This is a genomic window from Streptomyces sp. NPDC002306 (assembly GCF_053593435.1).
Genome location: NZ_JBSFCK010000004.1, coordinates 252253 through 274696, shown reverse-complemented (window position 1 = coordinate 274696; position 22444 = coordinate 252253). Strand labels below are relative to the sequence as shown.

The following is a 22444-nucleotide window of genomic DNA, read 5'->3' as shown; positions in this document are numbered from 1 at the left end:
GCTCTCACAGGTGCCGCGCGCCACTGCCGTGCAGCAGCTCGCGCAGCAGCTGGTTGGTGGTGCACACGACGCCGGTGCGGGCCACCCAGCGCAGCGCCATGGAGTGGTCCTCGGCGCTGAAGTCGGCGACGGCGTCCGCGACCACGAAGGGCTGGATGTCGTGCATGAAGGCGTCCGCGGCGGTCAGCAGGATGCCGAGATGGGCCCGCACCCCGCACAGGATCAGCTGGTCCCGGCCCGCGGAGCGCAGCAGCCTGCCGAGATGACTGCGCAGGAAGGCGTTGTGGCGGAGGTTGACGAGCAGGTGTTCACCGGCGCGCGGGGTGAGCTCGGCGACGATGCCGGCGGCGTCGGGTTCGGGGCCGATCCCGGGTCCCCAGATGTCGGTCATCAGGCCCCGTCTGTCCGGGCGCTGGGCGGCCGGCTCGGCGCTGAAGACGACCGGAATGCCGAGGGTGTTCGCGAGTTCGCGCAGGGTGGTGATGTTGTCGATGAGCTCGTCGGTCCGGGGACGACACGACGGTGCCCCCGCCGCGCGTTCCGCGGCGGGGGCACCGTCCTGCTGACGAGCGGTCAGGGCTGTGCGGTGAGCGTGAAACTCTGCGCGGACGAGCCGTCGCAGGCGCGCTGGGTGAGCTGCACACTGTTCGTCGCCGCGCTCGCGGCGGTCAGGCACTTCCCGCTGTGCCGGGCCGTGAAGTGGTAGCGCCCGGTGCTCTCCTTGACGGGCAGCCACTGCTGGTTCTGCCCGCCGCCGTAACTCCACAGCTGCAGCGGTGCGTTGTCGGCGGTCGAGACATTGGTGACATCGATGACCTGTTGCGGGTTGCCGCGGATGCCCGCCTGCCGGTAGCCGCCGTCGGTCGAACGGAACTGGAACTGCTGCGCCTGCGTGCCGTTGCAGGCGTACTGCTGGATCGCGGTCCCGTTCGCCGTGGCGGCCGAACGGGCGTCCACACAGGTGCCGTTGCCGGCGTTGGTCAGCGAGTACCAGGCGGTCTCGGAGATCGAGTCCGTCGGCGGGGTCGTGTTGTCGGCCCCGCCCAGCGACTTCAGCCCGTCCAGCAGGAACCGGTTCTGGGTCTCACTCGCGAACGTCGACGACAGTCGCGTGTTCGTCGTGTAGTTCATCGCGTTGTGGCCGAAGTTCGCGTACAGCATCTTGTACTTCGTGTTGGTCCACAGGATCGGGTAGTAGCCGCTGTACCAGGTCTGGTTGGGATCCGTGCCCAGCGGGAAGCTGCTCGAGTCGACGGACGCCAGGATCTTGATGTCGGGGTTCTGCCGCAGGTCGTTGGACCAGCTGTACCACTCGCTGACCGCCGAGGTGAACGTGGCGGGCAGGTTCTTGGTCGCGGGCTGCGTCCGGTCCTCCACCTTCAGGACCGCGGTCGTCGGACCCCAGGTGTTGGACCGGAAGTTGCCGCTGCCGAGGAACTGGTTGTGGTACCACGGCCACTCCGCCGCGTTGGTGGTGAAGGCCGACACATGGAAGCCCATCCAGGCGCCGCCGCCCCGCATGTAGGCCTCGAAACCGCTGCGCTGGGCCGAGGTCTGCGGCAGGTCGTCCAGGAACAGCACGACCTGGTAGGCGTTGACGCCACCGTTGCTGAGCAGGTCCCAGTTGGTGCTGGCCGTGTAGGTGAAGCCGTTCGCCGCGGCCTGCCGCGGGAACCAGTCGTTCGCCTCCTTGTCGAAGTCGATGTGCGCCGCGTCCCAGGTGCCGCTGTAGAGCGCCAGCACCTTGAACGGCGCCGCCGCCGAACTCGCCCGGGCGGCGGGCGGTGCGGCCAGGGTGAGCAGCGTGGCCAGCAGCAGGAAGACCCGCAGGGCCGCGCGTGTCGTTCCGGATCGGTTCGTGTACATCGGCTGGTCCGTCCTCTCCGCGCGGATCACGGGTAGCTGACGAGGTTGGCGACGTTGGTGGCGGAGTTGGACGGGCCGCCCCGGTCGTTGACGACGTGCCGGATCGTGCCCGTGCCGCCGAGCGAGACCGTCACCATGTCCCTGAACCTCACGTTCGCGTTGTTCGGCGCCTCGATGGCGCGCTCGGCCGCGACACCGGGGTTGACGTTGAAGTAGCAGTAGCTGCCGAAGCCGTACACCTGATGGCTGGTCACGGAGTTCGCCACCTTGTAGGCCGCGTAACCCTGCGTCGAACCGTTCATCCAGGCCGCCTGGTTGGGCGGGTCGTACGGCATCTCGTTCTGGTAGAAGTACGTGCGCCCGCCGTTGCCGTTCCAGAGGGTCTGGTACTTCTGGTAGTGCTCGACGAACAGGCCGTACATCGTCACGTCGTCACCGTTGACGACGAGTCCCGTGTCGGCGGTGTTGCTGTTCCAGCCCACACCGCTGCCGTGGTCGGCGCGCCACAGCCACAGATGGTCGCCGATGACGTCGTCACTGTTGATCGTCAGGCTGGTGGTGGCCTTGCCGACACCCGCGCCGCCGATACGGAAGAACACGTCGTGCAGCGAGCTGGGGTCGGCGCTGTGGTCGGCGGAGGAGCCGCTCGGCCCCATCTCCATGAGCTGCGCGGAGTTGGTGGTCCCGGCGTCGATGAGCAGACCCGCGAGCTGGATGCCGTCCACGTCCGCGACGGTCATCGCGGTGATGCCGTTGTCGGGGATGAGCGTCGCGAGACCCAGACCCAGGACGACGGTGTCGGCCCTGGTGACCCGCAGTGTCTGGTCGAGGTGGTAGACCCCGGGCGTCACCAGGAGGTTCTTGCCCTGGGCCAGCGCGTCGTTCATCTGGGCTGCCGTCGCGCCCGGCTTCACGACGAAGAAGTCGGACAGGGGCAGGGACGCGCCGGCCGGGGTTCCCGCGCTCCACGTGGTGCCGCTGCTGTTGGTACGCGCCGAGGGCACGAACACCTTCCAGGCGCCGGCCGAGTCGACGTAGAGGAAGGGCTTCTCACGGGTGACCGGCGCCTGCGCCACCGTGGTGTACGGCGGGCTCGGGAAGGTGTTCGCCGGGGCGTTCTTGGACCCCACGAAGACCATGTTCCAGTTGGAACCGGTCCAGCTGCCCCACTCGGTGTTGCGCGACAGCCACTGCTGCTGCGAACCCGAGTTGACCTGACCGTCGATCTTCGTGTCGGCCATGTAGCCGCCACTCGACCAACCGCCGTCGTCCAGGGCGAGGTTGCCGCGCAGGTGCATGCGCCGGTACGGAGCCGCCTGCGACACCGCCCAGCGGTCCGAACCGCCTGTCGGCGTCACCGACAGGTTCTCCGCCGACCGCCAGAAGTTCTGCGTGGCGTTGCCCTGGAACCAGTCGGCCTCGGCGTGCACCGAGCCGCGGATGGTGACGTCGTCGGGGGAGAGGCCGAGGCCCGCGACCTGCGTGTAGAAGCCGACGTTCGCGTTGGCGTCGTAGGTGCCCGGCTTGAACAGGAAGGCCTTGCGAGCGGTGCCGAACTGGTTGGTCTCCTGCTGCGAGAACGCCGCGTTGAGGCTGCTCTGGATCGTCGCGGCGGGTGTCGACGGATCGAAGACGGTGACGTTCGGGCCGAGGTCCGGGGTCCCGGGCGGCGGCGTCGCGTCGACGGGATTGACACGGAAGGACTGGGCGGCCGTGCCGTTGCACGTGTACTGCTGGAGCTGCACGCTGTCCGCGGTCGAGGCGCTCGGCACATCGAGGCACTTGCCGCTGTTGCGGTTGACGAAGTGGTACGCGCCGTCGGCCTGCGCCACCGCCTGCCACTGCTGGTTGGTGCCACCGCCGTACGCCCACAGCTGCACCAGGGCGCTGTCCGCCGTCGACACGTCGGTGACGTCCCACGCCTTGGTGGCGTCGGCCCGGTTGTCGACCTGCGCGTATCCGCCGGACGTGGCCGCGAACTGCCACTGCTGGGCCTGGCTGCTGTTGCACGCGTACTGCTGGACCGCGGTGCCGTTCGCCGTCGAGGCGGCCCGGGCGTCGACGCACTTGCCGCTGCCCGCGTTGACGACGGTGGCCCAGCCGGTGGGCAGCGCGGCGGCCTGGGCGGCCGCCTTGTCCTGCGGGACCGCGTCGGCCTGCGCGGCGAACGCCACGCCGGACGCCGTGCTCGCCACGAGGGCGAACGCGGTCAGTGCTTTGGGTATCCGATGTCTGCCGGACTGTCCTGGGAATCGGGACATGGGGATTCTCCTGCGCTGGTGGGGGGTTGGGGGAAGGTCAGCCGGTGTACTGCGCGAAGACGCGCGTGTAGTCCCAGTTCTGCTGGCCCACTCCGGAGCAGGAGTCGGCCACGCCTCCCGTGCAGGGGCGGTCACGGTTGACCGACCAGAACGTCAGCCGTGCCAGGTGGTGCTGTTGCGCGTAACCGAGGATGGTCCGGAAGTCGGCCACGGTGACGGTCTCGTTCTGGTCGGTGATGCCGTTCATGGAGGAGATGCCCATGCCCCGGTACGCCTGGTCGTCGCTGTAGCCGTAGGCGTTCCTCAGCGCGGTCTTGAGGCCCTCCGCGGCCCGCAGGGTGAGCGTGCCCATGTTCTGGCCCGCGCCGCCGAAGTCGAACGGCATGATCGTCCAGCTGTCCACGCTCAGGCCGGACGCCGCGGCGCGGTTGATCAGGCTCGTGTCGGGGCCGTTCGTCCCGGTGCCTATGGTGACGAACACCTTGATGCCCGGGTTGTTGGCCTTGACCGTCTTGAGCGCGTCCACGGTGCGCTGCTGCACGGTCGGGTTGCTGTACGCGTCGGCCTCGATGTCGATGTCGATCGCCTTGAGCGCGTAGGCGTTGATGACCTTCTGGTACGCGGTCGCCAGCTCCCCGGCGCTGGAACAGGAACTCTCCAGCTTGTTGCCGCTGTAGCCACCGAACGACGGAATGATGTCGCCGCCGTTCGCCCGCACGGTGTTGACCGTCTGCTGGTCGACACCGCCGGTCAGCGGACGGCCGCCGTCCCACTGCGGGTTGCAGTAGCCGTTGCTGAGCACGAAGGCGAGCGTGAACCACTTGACGCCGGTGGCGTTCATGACGGTGGTGGGGCTCGGCGGGGCGCCCCAGCCGTTGTAGAGGTACGGGGCGACGGCCATCGGCCCGGTCGGTGTCGGGTTGCCGCCGGTGGGGGCGGTCCACTTCTGGTTGGCGGCGCCGGTACAGGTCCAGATCTGGATGGGGGTGGCGTTCGCCGAGGTGTTGCCGGTGACGTCGGCGCACTTGCCGGACTGCGGATTGACGAGATCGCGGGCGGCGGAGACCGTCCACTTCTGGTTGGCGCCGCCGGAGCAGTCCCACAGCTGGAGCTTGGCCCCGTTCGCGGTCGAATTGCCGGTGACGTCGAGGCACTTGCCGAGGGCCCGGATCGTGCCGTCGGTACCGACCGTCCACTGTTGGGCGGCGGTGCCGTTGCAGTCGTAGAGCTGTACGGCCGTGCCGTTGGCGGAGCTCGCGCCGGCCACGTCGAGGCACTTGCCGGCGAGGCCGGTGATCGTGCCGGTGGCGGCGGAGGCGGGGACGGCGCTCAGGGCACCCGCCGAGAGGGCGAGCAGTGCGGTCGTGAGGGTTCCGCGCAACACGGCGGAACGCGCGAAGGAAGGTCTGGTCATCAAGGGGATCACAGCCTTTCGTCCGAGGCTGATGGTGGGGGAGTGTTCACGTACATGAACGGTGAGTGCATTCATGGAACCGTGGCGATCGGGAACCTAAAGGTCTGCACCAAAGTCGTCAAGAGATGAAGCAAAGGAGGCTCTGAATTGGGTTGCTTTCACGAGGAGTTGAAGGCGCGAAGGGTGGCGAAGGGGTGGCGTCCCTGTTCAGCGTCTTGCCGTGGCCTCCGCCACCTGCTCTACTCCCGGTGATCCGGAACATGCGTTCGTCACTCGACCGCACGCGCGCTCCGCACGGCACGGCACAAGACCGAGGACGGGAACGGCGTGGAACCACTGGCTGGGCATGAGGACGTACGGGGCGCTCTGCCCCAGGGGCTCGGTACGGCCATCCGCGAAACCGCCGACGAGATCGCCGCGCTGTTGCGCAGGGGCGCCGACATGGACCGCGCGGTCCCCCGATCGGAGTGGAACGTCGGAGAGGCGGCGGCGCATCTGGCGCAGGCCAACGAACTGATGGCGGAGATCGCCGCCGGACACCCGCGGGGTCACGGGGACGGCACGCCCGGGAGCCTCGCCGCGGCCAACGAGCGCGCGCTCGCCGAGTTCGACGAGCGCGCGGCGGGTCCGCTCGCCGCGATGATCGTGGCCCAGGCCGACGCCTGTCTGAAGGCGCTGGAAGAGGGCGCCCCGGACGAGACGGTCGATACCCCGCTGGGCACGATGAGCCGGCGCGTTCTCGGCTCCTATCTCCTCACGCACATGCTCGGCCACGGTTACGACCTCGCCCGCGCGCTGGGCCGCCCCCACATGATCGACCGTGCCCGGGTCGAGCTGACGCTGCCGTTCATGACCATGGTCATGCCCCGGGTGACCGACCCCGCGCGCACGGCCGGACTGACGGCCCGCTATGCCATCCGGCTGTGGGGCGGCGCCCGGTTCGGCGTGACGCTGTCCGGCGGCGAGGTGTCCGTCGGCTCACAGACCCCGCCCCGCCCGGACTGCACCATCCTCATCGAACCGGTCACCTTCCTGCTGATGGCGCTCGGCCGCTGCGACCAGGCGAGCGCCATCGCCCGCGGCCGGATCCTCGTCTGGGGCCGCAAGCCGTGGCTGGCCCCGCGCTTCCCGGGACTGTTCACGGCGCCCTGAGCCGACGGGGTCGCGGCCCGGAGGACCACCCCGCCCAAGACGTCGCCACGGACGAGGTGGCGGTGATGCGGAGGCGGAACGACGGCCGGTACCACCGGGCCGACCTGAGGGGCCGACGCCGGCACCGCGCGAGCCGCCCGCCGGTCGACGGACGCCGTGCGGCAGGATGGGGCCATGAGCGTCGTGAAGATCAACGTACTGAGCGTTCCGGCCGAGCAGCGGGAGACGCTGGAGAAGCGCTTCGCCTCCCGCGCGCACGCCGTCGAGAGCTCCGACGGGTTCGAGTGGTTCGAACTCCTGCGCCCGGTCGAAGGCACCGACAGCTACCTCGTCTACACGCGGTGGCGGGACGAAGAGTCCTTCCAGGCATGGATGGAGGGCCCGATGAAGGCCGCCCACCAGGGCGGCGCCGCGGAGAGCGGCGAGCGCCCGAAGCCGGCCGCGAGCGGGTCCACGCTGTGGTCCTTCGAGGTCGTCCAGCAGGCCGCGCCCAAGACGGCCTAGAACGGGCCGGGCTCGCCGCGGGCTTCGGTTCTCGCGGCGGCCCGGTTGTCAGTGGTGATCGATAAGGTCGGCGCACCTGATCAGCTGAGGAGCGCCGACCATGAGATCTCCGGCCGAACTGGACAGCGTTCCGTGGCACACCCTGACGCATGCCTACGGATCCGCCGAGGACGTCCCCGATCTGATCAGGGCGTTGTACGAGGAGGACGAGGACACGGTCGAGGAGGCTCTCCGCGAGCTCTTCGGCACCATCCACCATCAGGGCACGATCTACCCGGCCTCCGCGCCCGCCGTCCCCTTCCTCGCCCACGCCGTGCGGCACGCCCCGGGCCGGCGCGACGAGTTGCTGATGCTGCTCGCCGTGCTCGCCGACCACGACCCGGACGACGTCGACTCGCCGCACTGGCCGGGCAGTCCGGTCGCCGCCGTGTGCGCCGAACTCTGCCGGGTGCTCCCGGAGTTGCTGCCCTGCATCGAGGACGACGAGCGCGGGGTGCGCCGGGCGGCGCTCCGGGTGGTCGCGGCCGTGGCCGAGCTCCTGCCCGCCGGGCTCCGCGCTCGCGCGCTGGCTCGGGTCGACGAGGTCTACGCCACCGATCCCGTCGCGGTGGTCCGGGCGGACGCCGTTGTCGTCCTGGCCCGGTTCGGCCGGGAGCAACTGCCGCTGGACAGCCCGTGGGCCGAGGTCAGGCTGGCGGCGGCCGTGCTCGCCGCCGAGGCGTCCGGGCCTCCGTACCCGGCCGAACTGGTGGAGATCATCGCCGAGGACGGCGCCGACCCCGACGCCGGGGACGACCACTTCCCCTGGGCGGGCACCACCACCCCGGACGGACACCTCACCCACCTGCTCACCCAGGATCCGGACGCCGCCCTCGGCGTGGCCGCCAGTTGGATCGCGGTGGGAGACCTCGGCTCGCGCGGATCCTGGCTGGTCCGGGAGATCGCCGAGACCTGGCGCGACCGGGAGCCCGAGGTCCTGGACCTCCTGTTCGCCGCCCTGCCCGAGCAGCGGGACGCCCGCGCCGCCGCCCACGTCCTGCGCACCATCGGCACCTGGATCGGGCATCTGCCGCAGCCGCGCGCCGAGTTCGGGGACACGCTGCACCGCTACGCCGTCAGCGGCGAGGAGACCGCGGAGCCCGCGCTCCTCGCCCTGGTCCGCTGCCGTGACCCCCGCTCCCTGGAACTGGTGTCGCGCCGTCCCGAAGCCCGCACGCTCGGAGCGGCGGCCCGGTCCTTCCCGGAAGCGGCCGACCGGCTGATGCCCGTGATCCGCCGTGAGCTGGCGGCGGGCGCGACCGGGAACGAGGCCATCGCCCTGGTCGAGGCCCTGCTGACGGCCCGCTACGACTGGACCCGGCTGGCGGCCGCCGAGGCCCACCACAGCATCACCGGGTCACCGGACCGCGCCGTCCCGGTCCTCGCCGAACTGGTCGGACCCAGCCCGGTCGGCCTCGGAGCGCTGAAGGCGCTGGCCGCCATCGGCGAGGTCCCCGAGGAACTCCGCCCCGCCCTGCGCTCCTGCGCCTTCTCCCCGCTGCGCCTGCTCGGCGAACAGGTCCTCTCCGCTCCGGGCCGGCACCCGGACGAGGAACTCCGCGCGCTGGCCTGGCGGTTGCTCGCCGCGCGGTAGCGAGTCCGTCGGGGCGCCCATGGAGACCCGATCGTTCGAGTGGCCTGGTCGTCGAGCGGGTCACCGGGCTGTGCGTCGCCGGGCCACGGTGGGCCGGGCGCGGGTGGGGTTCCGGCCCGCGGTGGGCACGGAACCCCGTGGTGCGATCGCGCCGGTCAGTAGGTGTGCAGGGTCAGCCCGTAGCGGTTGAGGATCTCGTTGACCGGCTGGAACCAGGTCTCGCCGCCGCTGGAGCAGTTGCCCCAGCCGCCGGAAGTGACCCCTTGCGCCTGGTCGCCGCTGATGAACGAGCCGCCGGAGTCGCCGGGTTCGGCGCAGACGCTGGTCTTCGTCATCTGGCGCACCGCGCCCTGGCTGTAGTTGACGGTCTCGTTCTTGGCCAGCACCGTGCCGCAGTGCCAATGCGTCGTCGACCCCGAACGGCAGACGGAGGCGCCCACCGGCGCTTCGGCCGAGCCGCGCACCAGTTGGTCGGGCACCGTGCCCCAGCCGAGCACGACCGGCACCGTCCACCAGCCGCTGCCCACGCTGACCCAGGCGTAGTCGTTGTCCGGGAACGAGGACCCCTGGAACGTGCCGATGTACGAGCGGTCCCAGCCGCTGACGCCCGCGCCGGGTTGGCCGCAGTGCCCGGCGGTGACGAACCCGCCGTAGACGGAGAAGCCGATGGAGCAGCGGACGTTGCCCGTGTAGTACGGGTCGCCGCCGACCGTGCCGGCGGCGAAGGTCCGCGGGGCCGTGGCGGAGGCCTCGACGGTGACGGGGCCGGCGTTCCGGGCCCGCGACAGGAAGCGCTGGACATCGTTGTCAGCGCGCTTGTTCCGGACCACGGTCACGACGACCGTGTTCGCCACCGGGTCGACGTGCCAGCTGCTCACCCCTGACGGGGCGGGGAGCCGGTCGATGCGTGCCTTCGTCGCGTCCAGCCGCCGCGCGGTGTGCTCGACGGTACGGACGCGGGCCCCCGCGGCGAGGATCTCCTCGCGGGTGCCCCGTGACGCGTCCGAGGTGACGGCCACGGTCAGCCGACCGCTGGCGGCGTCGAACCAGGAGCCTCCGTACGCGGCGCCCGCCGTGCGGCGCACCTCGGACTGGAGTCCGGCGGCGGTCCGCTCGGCCGTCAGGCGTGCCTGCGCCTGGTCCTCGGTCAGCCCGAACTCCTGCCGCATGGCGTCGAGCAGTCCGGCGGAGGCGGAGGGCTCGGCGGCCCGGGAGTCCGCTGTGGGGGTGGCGGCGGAGGCGGGGAGCGTGCCGGCTCCGCCGAGTCCCGCCAGCGTCAGGAGTGCGGCCAGCCCGATGTGCTTGAACCTGGTGCGTCTCATGGGAGTTGCCCTTCGTCGTTCCAGAGAGTGGGGGTGGAACAGCCGATGCCTGAGAGCGCTCTCATCTGTGGCGCGGCAGAGCCTAGTCCGCTCTGGAAGTCAGGTCCATGCCAATGCGGGGCCGATTTCCGCGGGCGCTCCGGGCCGGTGGAGCGGGCGTGGGGTCCGTGCCGCGTGCCACGGGTCGCGTGCCGCGTGCCGTGCGTCGCGTGCCACGAGTCGCGCGCGGAGTGCGGAATGGCGAGTGCGGCGATTCGTGAGTCGCGCTCCGGATCCGTACTGCCGGGGGTGGAGCGCGCGCGGTTCGGCGCAGGCTCGCGCTCACCCGCCGGACGCCGTCGACGGCGGCGAACTCGGCGACCGGGGGCGCGCGTCGGGCGAGAGGGTCGTGGGAGCCGCCCCCCCCGCGCCGACGCTCGCGGTGGCCGCGACCAGGGCGCCGATCGGTTTCGTTCCGTCGTCGGGGGAGGGGATGCCGGCCGGCGTCGGATGCCTGATGACCCTGGGGTCGGCGGGGTCGCGACGGCGATCACGGTGTCGGCCCACCGAAGGCCGACCGGCTGAGGATCGCGTCGCGTGCGACCGTCGCGAGCGGCCGTCCGGCGGGGCGACGAGGGCGACTCGCATGCAGGCGCTGCCGCCCCGGTGCGCGACGATGAAGAAGCGTGATGCCTGTCGACTGTCGATCGAAATCGATCGATAGTCAATGGGGAGATCCTTTGCGGAGTGGCGCTCCGGGGAGGGCCTCACGGGCCGGGACGCGGCCTGGGACACGAGCCGTGACGCGGGCTGGGGACAGGGGCCGGGACAGGGGCTCGGACAGAGGCCGGGGCCCGCCGCCCTCGGTGGCGGACCCGGGGGCGACTCGTACGGCGAAGGTCGGCGATGGCTCGTAAATTGGAGGAGTGGACATCCCGGCAGCCGAGAAGACGGAGGCGGCCACAGAAGAGGTTGATTACCGCGCCCTGTTCGCCGCCACACCCAGCCCCTACCTGGTGCTCACGCCGGAGCTGGTGATCGTCGGCGTCAACGAGGCGTACTGCCGGGCGACCCTGCGCACCCGTGACGACCTGATCGGCCGGTATCTGTTCGACGCCTTCCCGGACAACCCGGACGACCCGGAGGCGGACGGCGTGCGGAACCTGTCGGTCTCACTGGAGCGCGTGCTGACCACGAAACAGCCGGACGCGATGGCGGCGCAACGCTACGACATCCCCCTCGTGGCCCGGCCCGGACAGTTCGAGGAACGCTGGTGGTCACCGATCAACACGCCCGTGTTCGGACCTGACCAGAGACTGTCGTGGATCATCCACCGGGTGGAGGACGTGACCGCCTTCGTGCAGGGCCGCCGCCGGCGCGGCCGGCAGTCGGCCGGCTTCTCCAGCGAGCAGGAGGCCATGGAGGCCGAACTGTACGTCCGCACCAAGGAGCTGCAACGGCTGAACGAGGAGCTGCGCCGCGCCCATGCCCGCGAGCGTCAGGTGGCGATCGCCTTGCAGGAGGCGATGCTCCACTCCCCGGACCTGACCCGGCACCGGGACGTCGCGGTGCGCTACCTGCCCGCCATCGGCTCGCTGAACGTGTGCGGAGACTGGTACGACACCGTGGACCTGGCGAACGGCCGGTTCACCGTCGCGGTCGGTGACGTGGTCGGTCATGGCCTGGAGGCCGCCACGATCATGGGCATGCTCCGCAGTGCCCTCTCCGCGGCCAGCCGCGCGGTCGCCGGGCCCGCACAGGCCCTGGAGGTGCTCGGGCTGTACGCCCGTTCCGTGGAGGGAGCCTTGGCCGCCACGGCGGTGACCGCGCTGGTCGACACCCGGTCCCGCCTGATCATCTACTCCAGTGCCGGGCATCCCCCGCCGGTGCTCATGCAGCCGGACGGCGTCTGCGAACTGCTCGACCAGGCCACCGATCCGCCGCTCGGCGCCCGGCCCGAACACGTTCCGCGCCCCCAGGCGGGTACCGCCTACCGGTCAGGAGCCACGCTCGTCCTGTACACCGACGGGCTCATCGAGCGCCATGACGAGGACATCGACGTCGGTCTGACCCGCCTCACCGACACCCTCACGGAGCACTGCGCGGGGCTGGACCCGGAACAGCTCGCGGACACCCTGCTGGCCCGCCTGGAGGTCAGCCACGGGGCGCGGGACGACATCGCCCTTGTGGTCGTGGGCCTTTGACCGGTGGGACGTACCCGGGCGGAGGGCCGATGGCAGGTCCGGTCCGGTGGGTCGGGTCGACAGGGCGAAGCCGGCAGGACGAGGCCGCCAGGACGAAGCCGGCAGGTCGAAGCCGACAGGACTAGGCCGGCACAACCGGGCCGTCAGGTAAATCCGATGGTCAGGTCGCATGGGCAAGTCCGCCCGGGCGAGGCTGAATTCGCCTGCTCTAAAGGATGAATGACCCGGATGGCATGGCGTGTCGCGGACGTCGGCCCAGCACCCTTCGACTCCAGGGCAGTGCGGCGGAGCGGACGGCAGGGGGCGGATGTGGCAGGGCGGCAGCGGCTGACGTCGTGGGGGGACCGGGCACGCTACGTGTTCGACAGCACACTGGCCCGCAGTACGGGCGCGTTGCTGGGCTGGCTGACCGTCTGCTGTCTGGCGATCGTCGTGCCCGTCAGCGCCCTGCTGGTCTGGACGGACCCGCACGCCCCGCGGTCGCTGTCGGGCCGGCTCACGGTCGTGTGGCGCACCAGCGCGGAGACCCTGCGCCTGGGCGGGGTGTCGGGTGCGCCGCTGCGGATGCTGTTGTCCGCGCTGCTCGGCGCGATCGCGCTGCTGTGCGTGTCGACCCTGGTGGGTGTGATCACCACGGGACTCGGGGACCGGCTCACGGAGCTGCGACGGGGGCGTTCGACGGTGCTGGAGCGGGACCACGCCGTCGTGCTCGGCTGGTCGGACCAGGTGTTCACGGTGGTCTGTGAACTGATCGCAGCCCGGGCCGGCCGGGGGCGGGGCGTGGTCGCCGTGCTGGCCGACCGGGACACGGCCGAGATGGAGGAGGCGCTCAGGGCCTCGCTGAGCATCACCGGCAGGGCCAGGCTGGTGTGCCGTACCGGAGCCCCGGCGGACCCCCGGGCCCTCGCGCTGGTCGCGCCGACGACGGCCGGCTCGGTGCTGGTGCTGCCCACCGACGACACCGACGCGGACCTCCAGGTCCTGCGGGTCCTGCTGGCGCTGCGGACGCTGGTCGCCCCGCACGCGGCACCGACGGTGGTGGCCGCGGTGCGCGACGCGCGCTATCTCCCGACCGCGCGGCTGGCGGCCGGGCCCCGGGGCACGGTCCTGGAGACCGATCTGACCACGGCACGGCTGCTCGTGCAGGCGGCCCGGCGACCCGGGCTGCCGGCGGCACTGCGCGATCTCCTGGACTTCGCGGGGGCCGAGTTCCATGTGCGGGACGCGGGGGACCTGGCGGGGCTGACCTTCAAGGAGGTCGCGCTGCGCTTCGAGGAGTCCTGCGTCGTCGGTCTGCTGTCGGCCGACGGGCTGCCCCTGCTCACGCCGGGGCCGGAGACGGTCCTCGGCTCCACGGACCGGCTGGTCGTCGTCGCCCACGACGACACGGTCCCCCTGCCCGTCGACTGCCGGAAGCACGTCGACCCCGTGGTCGTCGCCGCCCCCGGACCGCGGCCCGACAGCCCGTCACGGATGCTGCTGCTGGGCTGGAACCGCCGTGCGCCGATGGTCGTCGAGACCCTGCGCCGGACCGTCCGGCCCGGATCCGTCCTCGACGTGCTGGCCGGTCCCGGTGCCGGTCCCGGTGCGGGCCCCGCTGCCGGTCCCGGTCCCGCGCCGACGCCGTCCGTCGGCGTCATCGCCCCCGGGCGGCTCGACGTCGTGTGGCACGCCGGGGACCCGGTGCGTCCCGAGGCGCTGCGCGCTCTCGACCTGTTCGGGTACGACAGCGTCATCGTGCTGGGGCCGGACGCGGGCGCCGGTCCCGAGCTGCCCGACGACCGGACCCTGCTGACCCTGCTGGTCCTGCGGTCGCTGGAGGAGGAGGCGGGCCGCGCGCTGCCGGTACTGGCCGAACTGTGCGACCACCGCAGCCGGGCCCTGGCCCCCTTGGGCCCGGCGGCCGACGCGGTGGTACGGGGAGAGCTCACCGGTCTGCTGATGGCGCAGATCTCCCACCACCCGTCGCTGGCCGCGGTGTTCGAAGAGATCTTCGTCGCCCGGGGCGGAGCGCTCGCCCTGCGTCCGGCCGCGGACTACGTGCTGCCCGGCAGTGAGACGTCCTTCGCGACGGTCGTGGCGGCGGCGCTGGAGCGCGGCCAGTGCGCGATCGGCTACCGCGCGCACGGTCCGGACACCGCGCGCCGCGACGACGGCTTCCGGCTCTGTCCCCGTAAGGCCGACCGGCGTGTGTGGAGCGCCGAGGACGAGGTACTCGTCCTGACCTCGACCCCCGACGGGCGTGACGTCCCGGGCGGAGAGGACAGCGGGCTGCCCGGGATGCGCCGGGAACTCGAAGGCGGCGGCTCGCCGACCGGTGTGCCGCTGGGGTGACCCGGGCCGGCGACCGCTCCCGGTGCGCGGCATGGCAGCCGACGGAGGGCGGGAGTGCCACCGCGCGCGGCTCTCACCGGGCCGCGGCGGACCACAGGACGTGTCCCCTGGGGCGCGTCACCCGGCTGGTACGCTGCCCGACGGCGTCCGGGGCCTCGCTGACCAGCATGTCCACGTGCCGATCACCTTTTCACCGGCCATCGCCTACGGGGCTGCGGGGCCACCCGCCGTCCCCGCACCGACTCCGCCGCACGGCGACCCATGGGAGCGTGGTGACATGGACGCCAAGTCCGAGAAGCGCGACCTCGGCACCCGGCCCGGACCGGTCCCGTTCGCGCCGGGCTCCCTCCTCTGGGACACGGTCGGCGACGTGCGGACCCTGCTCTCCCTGCCGGCCGCGCTGGTCCTCCAGGTCGCGCATCCCGCGGTCGGCGCCGGTGTGGACGACCACTCGGTGTTCCGTACCGACCCCTGGGGCCGCGCCCGACGCTCCCTGGAGTCCCTGCAACTGTGGGTCTACGGCGGTGAGGACGCGGTCGAGGAGGGCCGCAGACTCCGCCGGCTGCACAGCGCCATCAGCGGCACCGACACCCGTGGCCGCGCCTACCACGCGCTGACGCCCACCCATTACGCCTGGGTGCACGCCACCGCCTACCCGGTCATGCTGCGGGCCGCGCGGTATCTGTCCGACCCGCTCGACGAGCGCGACGAGCGCCGGCTCTACGACGAGTTGCTCCAGCTCGGCGACATCCTCGGCATCAACCGCCGGGACATGCCGCGAACCCCTGAGGCCTACTGGCCCTATTTCGAGACCGTGGTCCGCGAGGAACTGGAGAACACGGTCGTCGTGACGGAGCTTCTCGACCCGCGCCGGCCGATCCCGCTCCCGTCCGGCGCGCCCGCGCTGCTGCGTGGGCTCTGGCCGGTGCTCCGCCCGGCCCTGGCGCGGCTGCATGTCTTCGTGACGACCGGCTTGCTCCCGCCCGCCGTCCGCGAACAGCTCGGCCTGGCCTGGACGCCCCGCGACGAACGCCGGCTGCGGCGATTCGGCGCCGTCGTACGCCGTGTCGTCCCGCTGCTGCCGGAGCGTCTGCGTTATCTGCCCGTCGCCCGCGCGGCCCGCCGCTCCGCGGCCGGTTGACCGGCCGACGCCGACGCGACACCCGGCCTCGCCCTGGTGCACGGCAAGGCGTCGCGGACCCGGACCGTCGTCGGGGAAGTGTGGAAGACGGTCGCCGGTCATGACCCGCGCCGGATCGCCGCGGTGCTCACCGGGGACGCCGGGCGCCTCACACCGCCGGCGCCTCATGGCACCGAGCGGCTCACGACGCCGGGCGCCACGACCGCGACCGCGCCGGGCGTGCCCGGTCGTCCGGTCGGCGGGACGCTGACCGAGCGAGGTGACCGGCGACGGCCCGTCCTGGACGTCGTGTCCGGGACGGGCGCCGTCGGCACGGCCGGGGTGCGGCGGCCGTACGGACCCCGGGGCAGTGCTCAGGCCTCGGTGTCGTCCTCCGGAGCCAGCAGGACCGCCGCGCGGCTCGCGTGCGCGACGGCGTCGCTGACCCGCGGGTTGAACAACGCCTCGATGGATCCCCGGTGATGAGGGCTCAGGACGACGAGGTCGGCGCCGAACTCCACGGCCGCCTCGGAGATGGTCGCGGCGATCTGCGTGGTCAGTCCCTTGGCGAGAGCCGCCTCGGCCTTGACGCCCTTGTCGCTCAGGACGGCCAGGGCCTCGTCGACGATGGCCTTCGCCTCGGCGTCGTCCTCGAGCGGGACGACGGCGGCGAGCGTCGCGGCGGAGGCCACGACGTGCAGGACCCGGACCTCGGCGTCCGTCAGCCGGGCCAGATCGCCGGCCGCGCGTACTGCGGAGAGCCGGGAGGGGCTGGGATCGACGGCGACCAGGATGCGCTGGAACATGGGCTCTTCTTTCCCGTTCTGGAAAAAGCGAGGATCTTCACGGTGATCGGTGACGCCGGAGAACCGGTGTCCCAGTGATCAACGTCAGGCGCGGCCCCGGTCTTCCCGAGATCCGCGCCCTGATCGTTCCGTCCGCCCGCACGCCTGCTCCGTGCCCTGCCCGTGGGTGCCGGGACGGGCCCGTCCGGCGGGGCGAACGCCGACCCGGGCCAGGCCGTGGGCCGTTGCGTAAGGCCCCGGCGTCACCCGGACGTTCGGCCGGCCCTGGATTCCGCGCGGTCGGGGTGAGCGGGGGCGCGCCTGCCCGGCGGCCGCGTCCGCGGCCCGGAGTCGGCGGTCACGCGGCCTGACGGGCCTCGTGCTTCCAGAAGCCGGAGAAGAAGATGCGGTCCTTCGGCAGCCCCGCCTGGTGCAGATGCCGGCGGCCCTCGGTGGCCAGCGTCGACTCGCCGACGACGAAGGCGTATCCGGCCGCGTCGACCCGGGTGTGGCGGAGGAGTTCGCCGAGTGCGGCGGTGCCGGGCACGGACGTGGGGTCCTCGCGGACGATCCAGGTCACGCTCACTCCGGGCGGGGCGTCGACGACGCGCCGGTCGCCGGCGGTGGGCACTTCCTGGATGACTCGGCCCACGGTGTCACGCGGCAGGGAGCGCAGAATGTTGGTGGTCGCCGGCAGACCGGTCTCGTCGGCCACGACGAGCACCTCGGACGCGTCGGGCGGGCAGTCGAACAGCAGGCCCTGATCCAGCAGGGCGAGCGCGTCCCCGGGGCGGGCCCGGCAGGCCCAGACGGCCGCTCCGCCCTCGACCTCGCCGGTGGGTCCGCGGTGGACGACGAAGTCGATGTCCATCTCGGCGGCCTCGGGGCGGAAGTCGGCCACGGTGTAGTTCGCGCAGTGGGGCCGTTCCCGCTCGGGGATCGCAAGGTAGGGCTGCCACCAGCGGGACCCGGTGAACTCGGGCAGGCGCAGGCGCTGTTGGTGGGGAAGTCGCAGGAACAGGCGGAACCAGTGGTCGTAGCCCTGCCACGGGAACTCGGAGAGCTCCGGACCGGTGACGGTCACGCGGTGCAGCGAGGGGGAGACACGCTCGGTGCGCACGACCTCGGCGCGGAACATCCTGGGGTGTTGCGGCATCAGCCTGTGGATCTTCGCCATGAAGGAAGGTTAGCCTAACTTTAGTTCGACTCTCCGCGAGCTCCCTCTGATGGCTGGAAGTGTAGTTAGGTTAGGCTAACCTTCGTTCGTGAGTTCTGGTTCTGGTGAAGCAACAAGCGATCCCTCCCGTCGGCGCGGCCACGCGCTGACCGCACGGGACGTGACCGTGTCGTACGACGGAACGGACGTCGTGCACGGCGCGGCGATCACGCTCCGGCCCGCGCAGGTGACGGCCCTGGTGGGTCCGAACGGCAGCGGCAAGTCCACCCTGCTGCGCACCCTGGCCCGCCTCCAGCGGGCCCGCGCCGCCACCCTCACCCTGGGCACCGGCGACGGCGGCACGGCCGACGGACTCGCCCTGACCGCCCGGGCGTTCGCGCGCCGCGTGGCGCTGCTGACCCAGGGGCGCCCCACGCCGAGCGGTCTGACGGTGCGGGACGTCGTGGAGTTCGGCCGCTTCCCGTACCGCGGACGCTGGGGCGGAGCGGACCCCGACGGCGCGGCGGCCGTGCGCCGCGCACTGGCCATGACCGACCTCGAAGACCTCGCCGAACGCGGAGCCGAACACCTCTCGGGCGGTCAGCTCCAGCGGGTATGGCTCGCCGGCTGCCTCGCCCAGGACACCGGCGTCCTCCTCCTCGACGAACCCACGACCTATCTCGACCTCCGCTACCAGGTCGAACTGCTCGACCTCGTACGCGACCTCGCGGACGACCACGGCATCGCGGTCGGCGTCGTCCTGCACGACCTGGACCAGGCGGCCGCCGTCGCCGACCGGATCGCCCTGTTGCACGAGGGGCGCATCGTCGCCGACGGAACGCCCGAAGACGTCCTGACCGCCGAACGCCTGACCGACACGTACGGCATCCGCATCGACGTCGACACCGACCCCCGCACCGGCCGGCTGCGCACCCGCGCGATCGGCCGTCATCACGCACGTACCGAAAGGCTCAGCACCACCTCATGAGACGCCCCCTCCTCGCCCTCGCCGCCGCGTCCGCCGTCGTCGCCCTGGCCGGTTGCGGTACGACCGAGCCCGCCGCCACGTCCGAGCCGAACTCGAAGAGCATCACCCTGACCGATGCCGGCGGTGTGAAGGTCACGCTCGACGGGCCCGCCAAGAAGGTCGTCGGCACCGAGTGGAACGTCGTCGAGAGCCTCGTCTCGCTCGGCGTCGACCCGGTCGGCGTCGCCGACGTCAAGGGTTACCGGACCTGGGACACCGCGGCTCCGCTGACGAACACGCCCAAGGACATCGGTACCCGTGGCGAGCCCAGCATGGACACCATCGCCTCGCTCTCCCCGGACCTGATCGTCGCCACCACCGACCTGCCCGCCGCCGCCGTCAAGCAGCTGCGGAAGATCGCCCCCGTCCTGGAGGTCCGCTCCGCCAAGGCCGCCGACCAGATCGGGCAGATGGAGCAGAACCTCGACCTCATCGCCGAGGCGACCGGCACCACCGGCGAGGCGACGAAGGTGAAGAAGGCCTACGACGCCAAGGTCGCCGACGGCCGCAAGGCCCTCGCCGACGCCGGACTGGCCGGTCACGAGATCGCCTTCGCCGACGGGTGGGTCGCCTCCAACCAGGTCTCCGTACGCCCCTACACCGGCGGTTCGCTGATCGGCGACGTCAACGAGGCGATAGGCCTGAAGAACGCCTGGACCGTCAAGGGCGACGAGAGCTACGGCCTGGCCACCACCGACGTCGAGGGCCTGACGAGCCTGGGCGACGTCGAGTTCGCCTACATCGGCAGCGACAGCGAGTCCAGCGACCCCTTCGCGGACGACCTCGCGAAGAACGCGGTCTGGAAGGGACTGCCGTTCGTGAAGAAGGACAAGGTGCACCGGCTGCCCGACGGCATCTGGATGTTCGGCGGCCCGCGGTCGATGGAGGCGTACATCGACGCCGTCGTCGACGCCCTGACGAAGTAGCGCGCCATGGCCGTCACCGCAACCGTTCCCACCACCGGCTCACCGGCCGTCGCCGGCCGGACGGCCGCGATCGCGGTGACGGCCGCGCTCGTGCTCCTGGTCGCCGCCCTCGCGGTCGCCGACATCACCCAGGGCACGGCCGCCGTCGGCCCGTCCGAGGTGTGGAAGGCCCTCACCGGCAGTGCCGATCCCGGCGACGCGTCCGTCGTGATCGCCTCACGTCTGCCCCGCATGAGCGCCGGAGTCCTCGTCGGCGCCGCGCTCGGCATGGCGGGCGCGGCCCTCCAGGCCGTCAGCCGCAACGTGCTCGCCGCCCCCGACACCCTCGCCGTGAACGCCGGTTCCTACTTCGCCCTGGGACTGCTCACCGTCACCGGCGCCTCGCTTCCGCTGCTCGCCTCCTCCGGCGTGGCGTTCCTCGGCGGACTCGCCGCCGCGGCCGTCGTGTTGTCCCTGTCCGGCCTGGGCGCGGGGACCGTACGTCTCGTCCTCGCCGGGAGCGCCCTGACGCTCGGACTGTTCTCCGTCACCGAGGGACTGCTCCTGCTGTTCCCCGAGCGGACGCGGGGGCTCTACCAGTGGAGCCAGGGCAGCATCGGCCAGAACGGCTTCGACGGCGTGGCCCAGATGGCCCCCGTCGCGCTCGCCGGAGTCGTCGGGCTGCTGCTGGTGGCCCGGCGCGTGGACGCCCTGGCCCTCGGCGACGAAGCCGCCCGCGGACTCGGCGTCCCGGTCCGGGCCACCCGCGTCACGGTCGTGGTGCTCGCCTCCCTGCTGTCGGCGGCGGCGGTCACCCTCGCCGGACCCATCGGATTCGTCGGTCTGTGCGCACCGGCCCTGATACGGCCGCTCGGCCGCCGCGTCCGGCCGCTGGTGCGTCTCCGGCCGAGCCTGCCCGTGGCCGGACTGACCGGTGCCGGGCTGGTGCTCGGCGCGGACGTCCTGCTGCGTGCGACGGTGTCGGCGCAGTCGGCGGTGGCCGTGCCCACCGGCGTCGTCACCAGCATCCTCGGCGCCGTGTTCCTGGTCGCCATGGCCCTGCGGGTACGGGACACCACGACCGCGGGACCACCGGACCGGCTGCGCATCCCGACCCGGGCGGTGTTCCTGCTGACCGTGGCGGTACTCGTCGTCGTCCTGGTCGCGGTGGCCGTCGCCGCGGTGCTGCTGGGCGACACCAAGCTCCTGCTGGGCGATGTGGCGAACTGGGCCCAGGGCAGGGCCGGGCAGTCCGTCTCCTTCGTCCTGGACACCCGGGTGCCCCGCGTGCTGACGGCACTGCTCGCCGGTGCGGCGCTGGCCCTGTCCGGCACCCTGGTGCAGGCCGTCACCCGCAACCCGCTCGCCGAACCCGGCATCCTCGGGGTCTCCGGCGGCGCGGCGCTCGGCGCGGTCCTGTGCGTGACGTCGGTCCCGGCGGCCGGTTCCTGGGGCGTGGCCGGCGCGGCCTTCGCGGGTGCGGCGGTCACCGCCGCCGTCGTGTTCGGCCTGGCGGCACGCGGCGGGTTCGGACACCAGCGCCTGGTGCTCGCGGGCGTCGGCGTCTCCTCCGCGACGACCGCGCTCATCAGTCTGTTCATCGTCCTCACGGACCCGTTCAACGCCACGAAGGCGCTCACCTGGCTGTCCGGGTCCACCTACGGACGGACACCGCCCGACACGCTGCCGGTGGCGGGCGCCCTCCTGCTGGGCGTCGTGGTGGCCGTGGTGCGGCGCGCCGAACTCGACCTGGTGTCCCTCGACGACGACACGCCCGCGCTGCTCGGCCTGCGGCTGCCGCCCGCCCGGCTCGGCTTCCTGGCTCTCGGCGTGCTGCTGAGCGCCACGGCCGTGGCCGCCGCGGGCACGATCGGCTTCGTGGGCCTGGTCGCCCCGCACGCGGCGCGCGCCCTCGTCGGCCGCCGCCATGTACGGGTCGTACCGGTGGCGATCCTGCTGGGCGCCGTCCTCGTGTGCGCCGCCGACGTGCTGGGCCGCACCGTGATCGCGCCCGCCCAACTCGGCGCCGGACTGGTGACGGCGGTCATCGGCACGCCCTATTTCCTGTACCTGCTGGTCCGCACCCGGCGCTAGCCGCGCCGGCCGGGCGCGACGGCGTGTGCCTCGTTCCGGGGCGGCCGTCGGTCCGGCGAGGAGTGTCGCGATACGGATGTCGGGCAGTTCGTGCGTGCCCCGTCACGGCCCGCGGGGCCTCGAGCGGGTCAGCCGGCCTGGCCGCGCAGCCAGGCGCCGACGCCGCTGAGCGCGCCCGCCTTGTAGTCGGACTCCACGTCCCTCGCCAGGTCGGCGACGGTGACCGCCCCGAGGGCCGCACGGCGCGCGGTCTCGGCGGTGGCCATGGCGCGCGAGATCGCGCACGGCGTCACGCACGCCTCGGCCGGAGTGGCCAGCGGGCCGCGTCGGCGAATCTCCGTGCACACGAAGGCGGGGCTCGGGCCGTCCACGGCGTCCACCACGTCCAGGACGGTGATCCGGTCGGGCGACCGGGTGAGTGCGTAGCCCCCCGACTTGCCCTGCGTCGAATGGATCAGCCCGGCACGGGAGAGGGCCTGGAGCTGCTTGGCGAGGTAGGTGGGTGAGACGTCGTGCAGTTCGGCGAGCCGGGCGGCCGGCACCGGCTCACTCACCGACGTCAGGACGACACAGCAGTGCAGCGCCCACTCGACTCCGCCCGACATCTTCACGCCTCTCACCTTACCCAGCAGCTTGACTCGGACACTTTCTATCCGAGTATTATCCCGGACAGAAAGTGTCCGAGTTT

The 22444-nt window shown here is 72.2% G+C and carries 17 protein-coding genes; 9 read left to right on the top strand and 8 right to left on the bottom strand.

Annotation, left to right across the window (positions count from 1 at the left end):
* Positions 1–4: 4 nt before the first annotated feature.
* Genes ACWCQK_RS11405 through ACWCQK_RS11390 form a run of 4 tightly spaced genes read right to left on the bottom strand, consistent with a single transcriptional unit; the run spans position 5 to position 5541 of the window.
* Complete coding sequence (locus tag ACWCQK_RS11405; RefSeq protein ID WP_451154389.1) at positions 5–676, bottom strand: isochorismatase family protein; 672 nt, start codon at positions 674–676, stop codon at positions 5–7.
* Entirely contained in the window at positions 574–1866 is a 1293-nt protein-coding gene (locus tag ACWCQK_RS11400; RefSeq protein ID WP_451154387.1) for an RICIN domain-containing protein, read from the bottom strand. The genes ACWCQK_RS11405 and ACWCQK_RS11400 overlap by 103 nt, the downstream gene beginning before the upstream one ends.
* Before the next feature lie 26 nt (positions 1867–1892).
* Positions 1893–4127, bottom strand: coding sequence for an RICIN domain-containing protein (locus ACWCQK_RS11395; RefSeq protein ID WP_451154385.1), 2235 nt, complete (start codon positions 4125–4127; stop codon positions 1893–1895).
* Positions 4128–4164: 37 nt separating this feature from the next.
* Complete coding sequence (locus tag ACWCQK_RS11390) at positions 4165–5541, bottom strand: ricin-type beta-trefoil lectin domain protein (protein WP_451154383.1); 1377 nt, start codon at positions 5539–5541, stop codon at positions 4165–4167.
* A gap of 327 nt (positions 5542–5868) precedes the next feature.
* On the opposite strand from ACWCQK_RS11390, the gene ACWCQK_RS11385 reads away from it, so the two are divergent.
* The 3 genes from ACWCQK_RS11385 (at position 5869) to ACWCQK_RS11375 (ending at position 8830) form a co-directional block, all read left to right on the top strand.
* Positions 5869–6693: a maleylpyruvate isomerase family mycothiol-dependent enzyme gene (locus ACWCQK_RS11385; RefSeq protein WP_451154381.1), complete on the top strand. Its 825-nt coding sequence runs from the start codon at positions 5869–5871 to the stop codon at positions 6691–6693.
* Positions 6694–6867: 174 nt separating this feature from the next.
* Positions 6868–7197, top strand: coding sequence for an antibiotic biosynthesis monooxygenase family protein (locus tag ACWCQK_RS11380; RefSeq protein WP_451154379.1), 330 nt, complete (start codon positions 6868–6870; stop codon positions 7195–7197).
* Positions 7198–7297: 100 nt separating this feature from the next.
* Positions 7298–8830, top strand: a complete 1533-nt coding sequence (locus tag ACWCQK_RS11375; RefSeq protein WP_451154377.1) for a hypothetical protein — start codon at positions 7298–7300, stop codon at positions 8828–8830.
* Between the two features lie 155 nt (positions 8831–8985).
* Here the strand turns inward: ACWCQK_RS11375 and ACWCQK_RS11370 are convergent, their stop codons facing one another.
* Positions 8986–10152, bottom strand: a complete 1167-nt coding sequence (locus tag ACWCQK_RS11370; protein WP_451154375.1) for a S1 family peptidase — start codon at positions 10150–10152, stop codon at positions 8986–8988.
* A 905-nt stretch (positions 10153–11057) separates the two neighbouring features.
* Between ACWCQK_RS11370 and ACWCQK_RS11365 the strand changes: the two genes are divergently transcribed.
* From ACWCQK_RS11365 to ACWCQK_RS11355, 3 genes are all read left to right on the top strand, one after another.
* On the top strand, positions 11058–12335 hold the full coding sequence (locus tag ACWCQK_RS11365; protein WP_451154373.1) for a PP2C family protein-serine/threonine phosphatase: 1278 nt from the start codon (positions 11058–11060) through the stop codon (positions 12333–12335).
* Positions 12336–12692: 357 nt separating this feature from the next.
* Positions 12693–14669, top strand: a complete 1977-nt coding sequence (locus tag ACWCQK_RS11360) for a CASTOR/POLLUX-related putative ion channel (protein ID WP_451154371.1) — start codon at positions 12693–12695, stop codon at positions 14667–14669.
* Positions 14670–14946: 277 nt separating this feature from the next.
* On the top strand, positions 14947–15810 hold the full coding sequence (locus tag ACWCQK_RS11355; protein ID WP_451154369.1) for an oxygenase MpaB family protein: 864 nt from the start codon (positions 14947–14949) through the stop codon (positions 15808–15810).
* Between the two features lie 353 nt (positions 15811–16163).
* On the opposite strand, the gene ACWCQK_RS11350 is transcribed toward ACWCQK_RS11355, so the two are convergent.
* Both ACWCQK_RS11350 and ACWCQK_RS11345 read right to left on the bottom strand, forming a co-directional pair.
* On the bottom strand, positions 16164–16595 hold the full coding sequence (locus ACWCQK_RS11350; protein ID WP_451154367.1) for a universal stress protein: 432 nt from the start codon (positions 16593–16595) through the stop codon (positions 16164–16166).
* A gap of 337 nt (positions 16596–16932) precedes the next feature.
* Positions 16933–17751: a siderophore-interacting protein gene (locus ACWCQK_RS11345; RefSeq protein WP_451154365.1), complete on the bottom strand. Its 819-nt coding sequence runs from the start codon at positions 17749–17751 to the stop codon at positions 16933–16935.
* 88 nt (positions 17752–17839) lie between these two features.
* On the opposite strand from ACWCQK_RS11345, the gene ACWCQK_RS11340 reads away from it, so the two are divergent.
* From ACWCQK_RS11340 to ACWCQK_RS11330, 3 genes are read left to right on the top strand one after another with little or no spacing between them, the layout of a single operon-like run.
* Entirely contained in the window at positions 17840–18718 is an 879-nt protein-coding gene (locus ACWCQK_RS11340; protein WP_451154363.1) for an ABC transporter ATP-binding protein, read from the top strand.
* Positions 18715–19683 carry an ABC transporter substrate-binding protein gene (locus tag ACWCQK_RS11335; RefSeq protein WP_451154361.1) on the top strand — a complete coding sequence of 323 codons (969 nt, stop codon included), beginning with the start codon at positions 18715–18717 and terminating at the stop codon, positions 19681–19683. The genes ACWCQK_RS11340 and ACWCQK_RS11335 overlap by 4 nt, the downstream gene beginning before the upstream one ends.
* 6 nt (positions 19684–19689) lie before the next feature.
* Positions 19690–21756, top strand: coding sequence for an iron ABC transporter permease (locus ACWCQK_RS11330; RefSeq protein WP_451154359.1), 2067 nt, complete (start codon positions 19690–19692; stop codon positions 21754–21756).
* A gap of 128 nt (positions 21757–21884) precedes the next feature.
* Here ACWCQK_RS11330 and ACWCQK_RS11325 read toward each other — a convergent pair whose 3' ends face one another.
* Positions 21885–22361, bottom strand: coding sequence for an RrF2 family transcriptional regulator (locus tag ACWCQK_RS11325; RefSeq protein ID WP_451154630.1), 477 nt, complete (start codon positions 22359–22361; stop codon positions 21885–21887).
* Between the last annotated feature and the right edge of the window lie 83 nt (positions 22362–22444).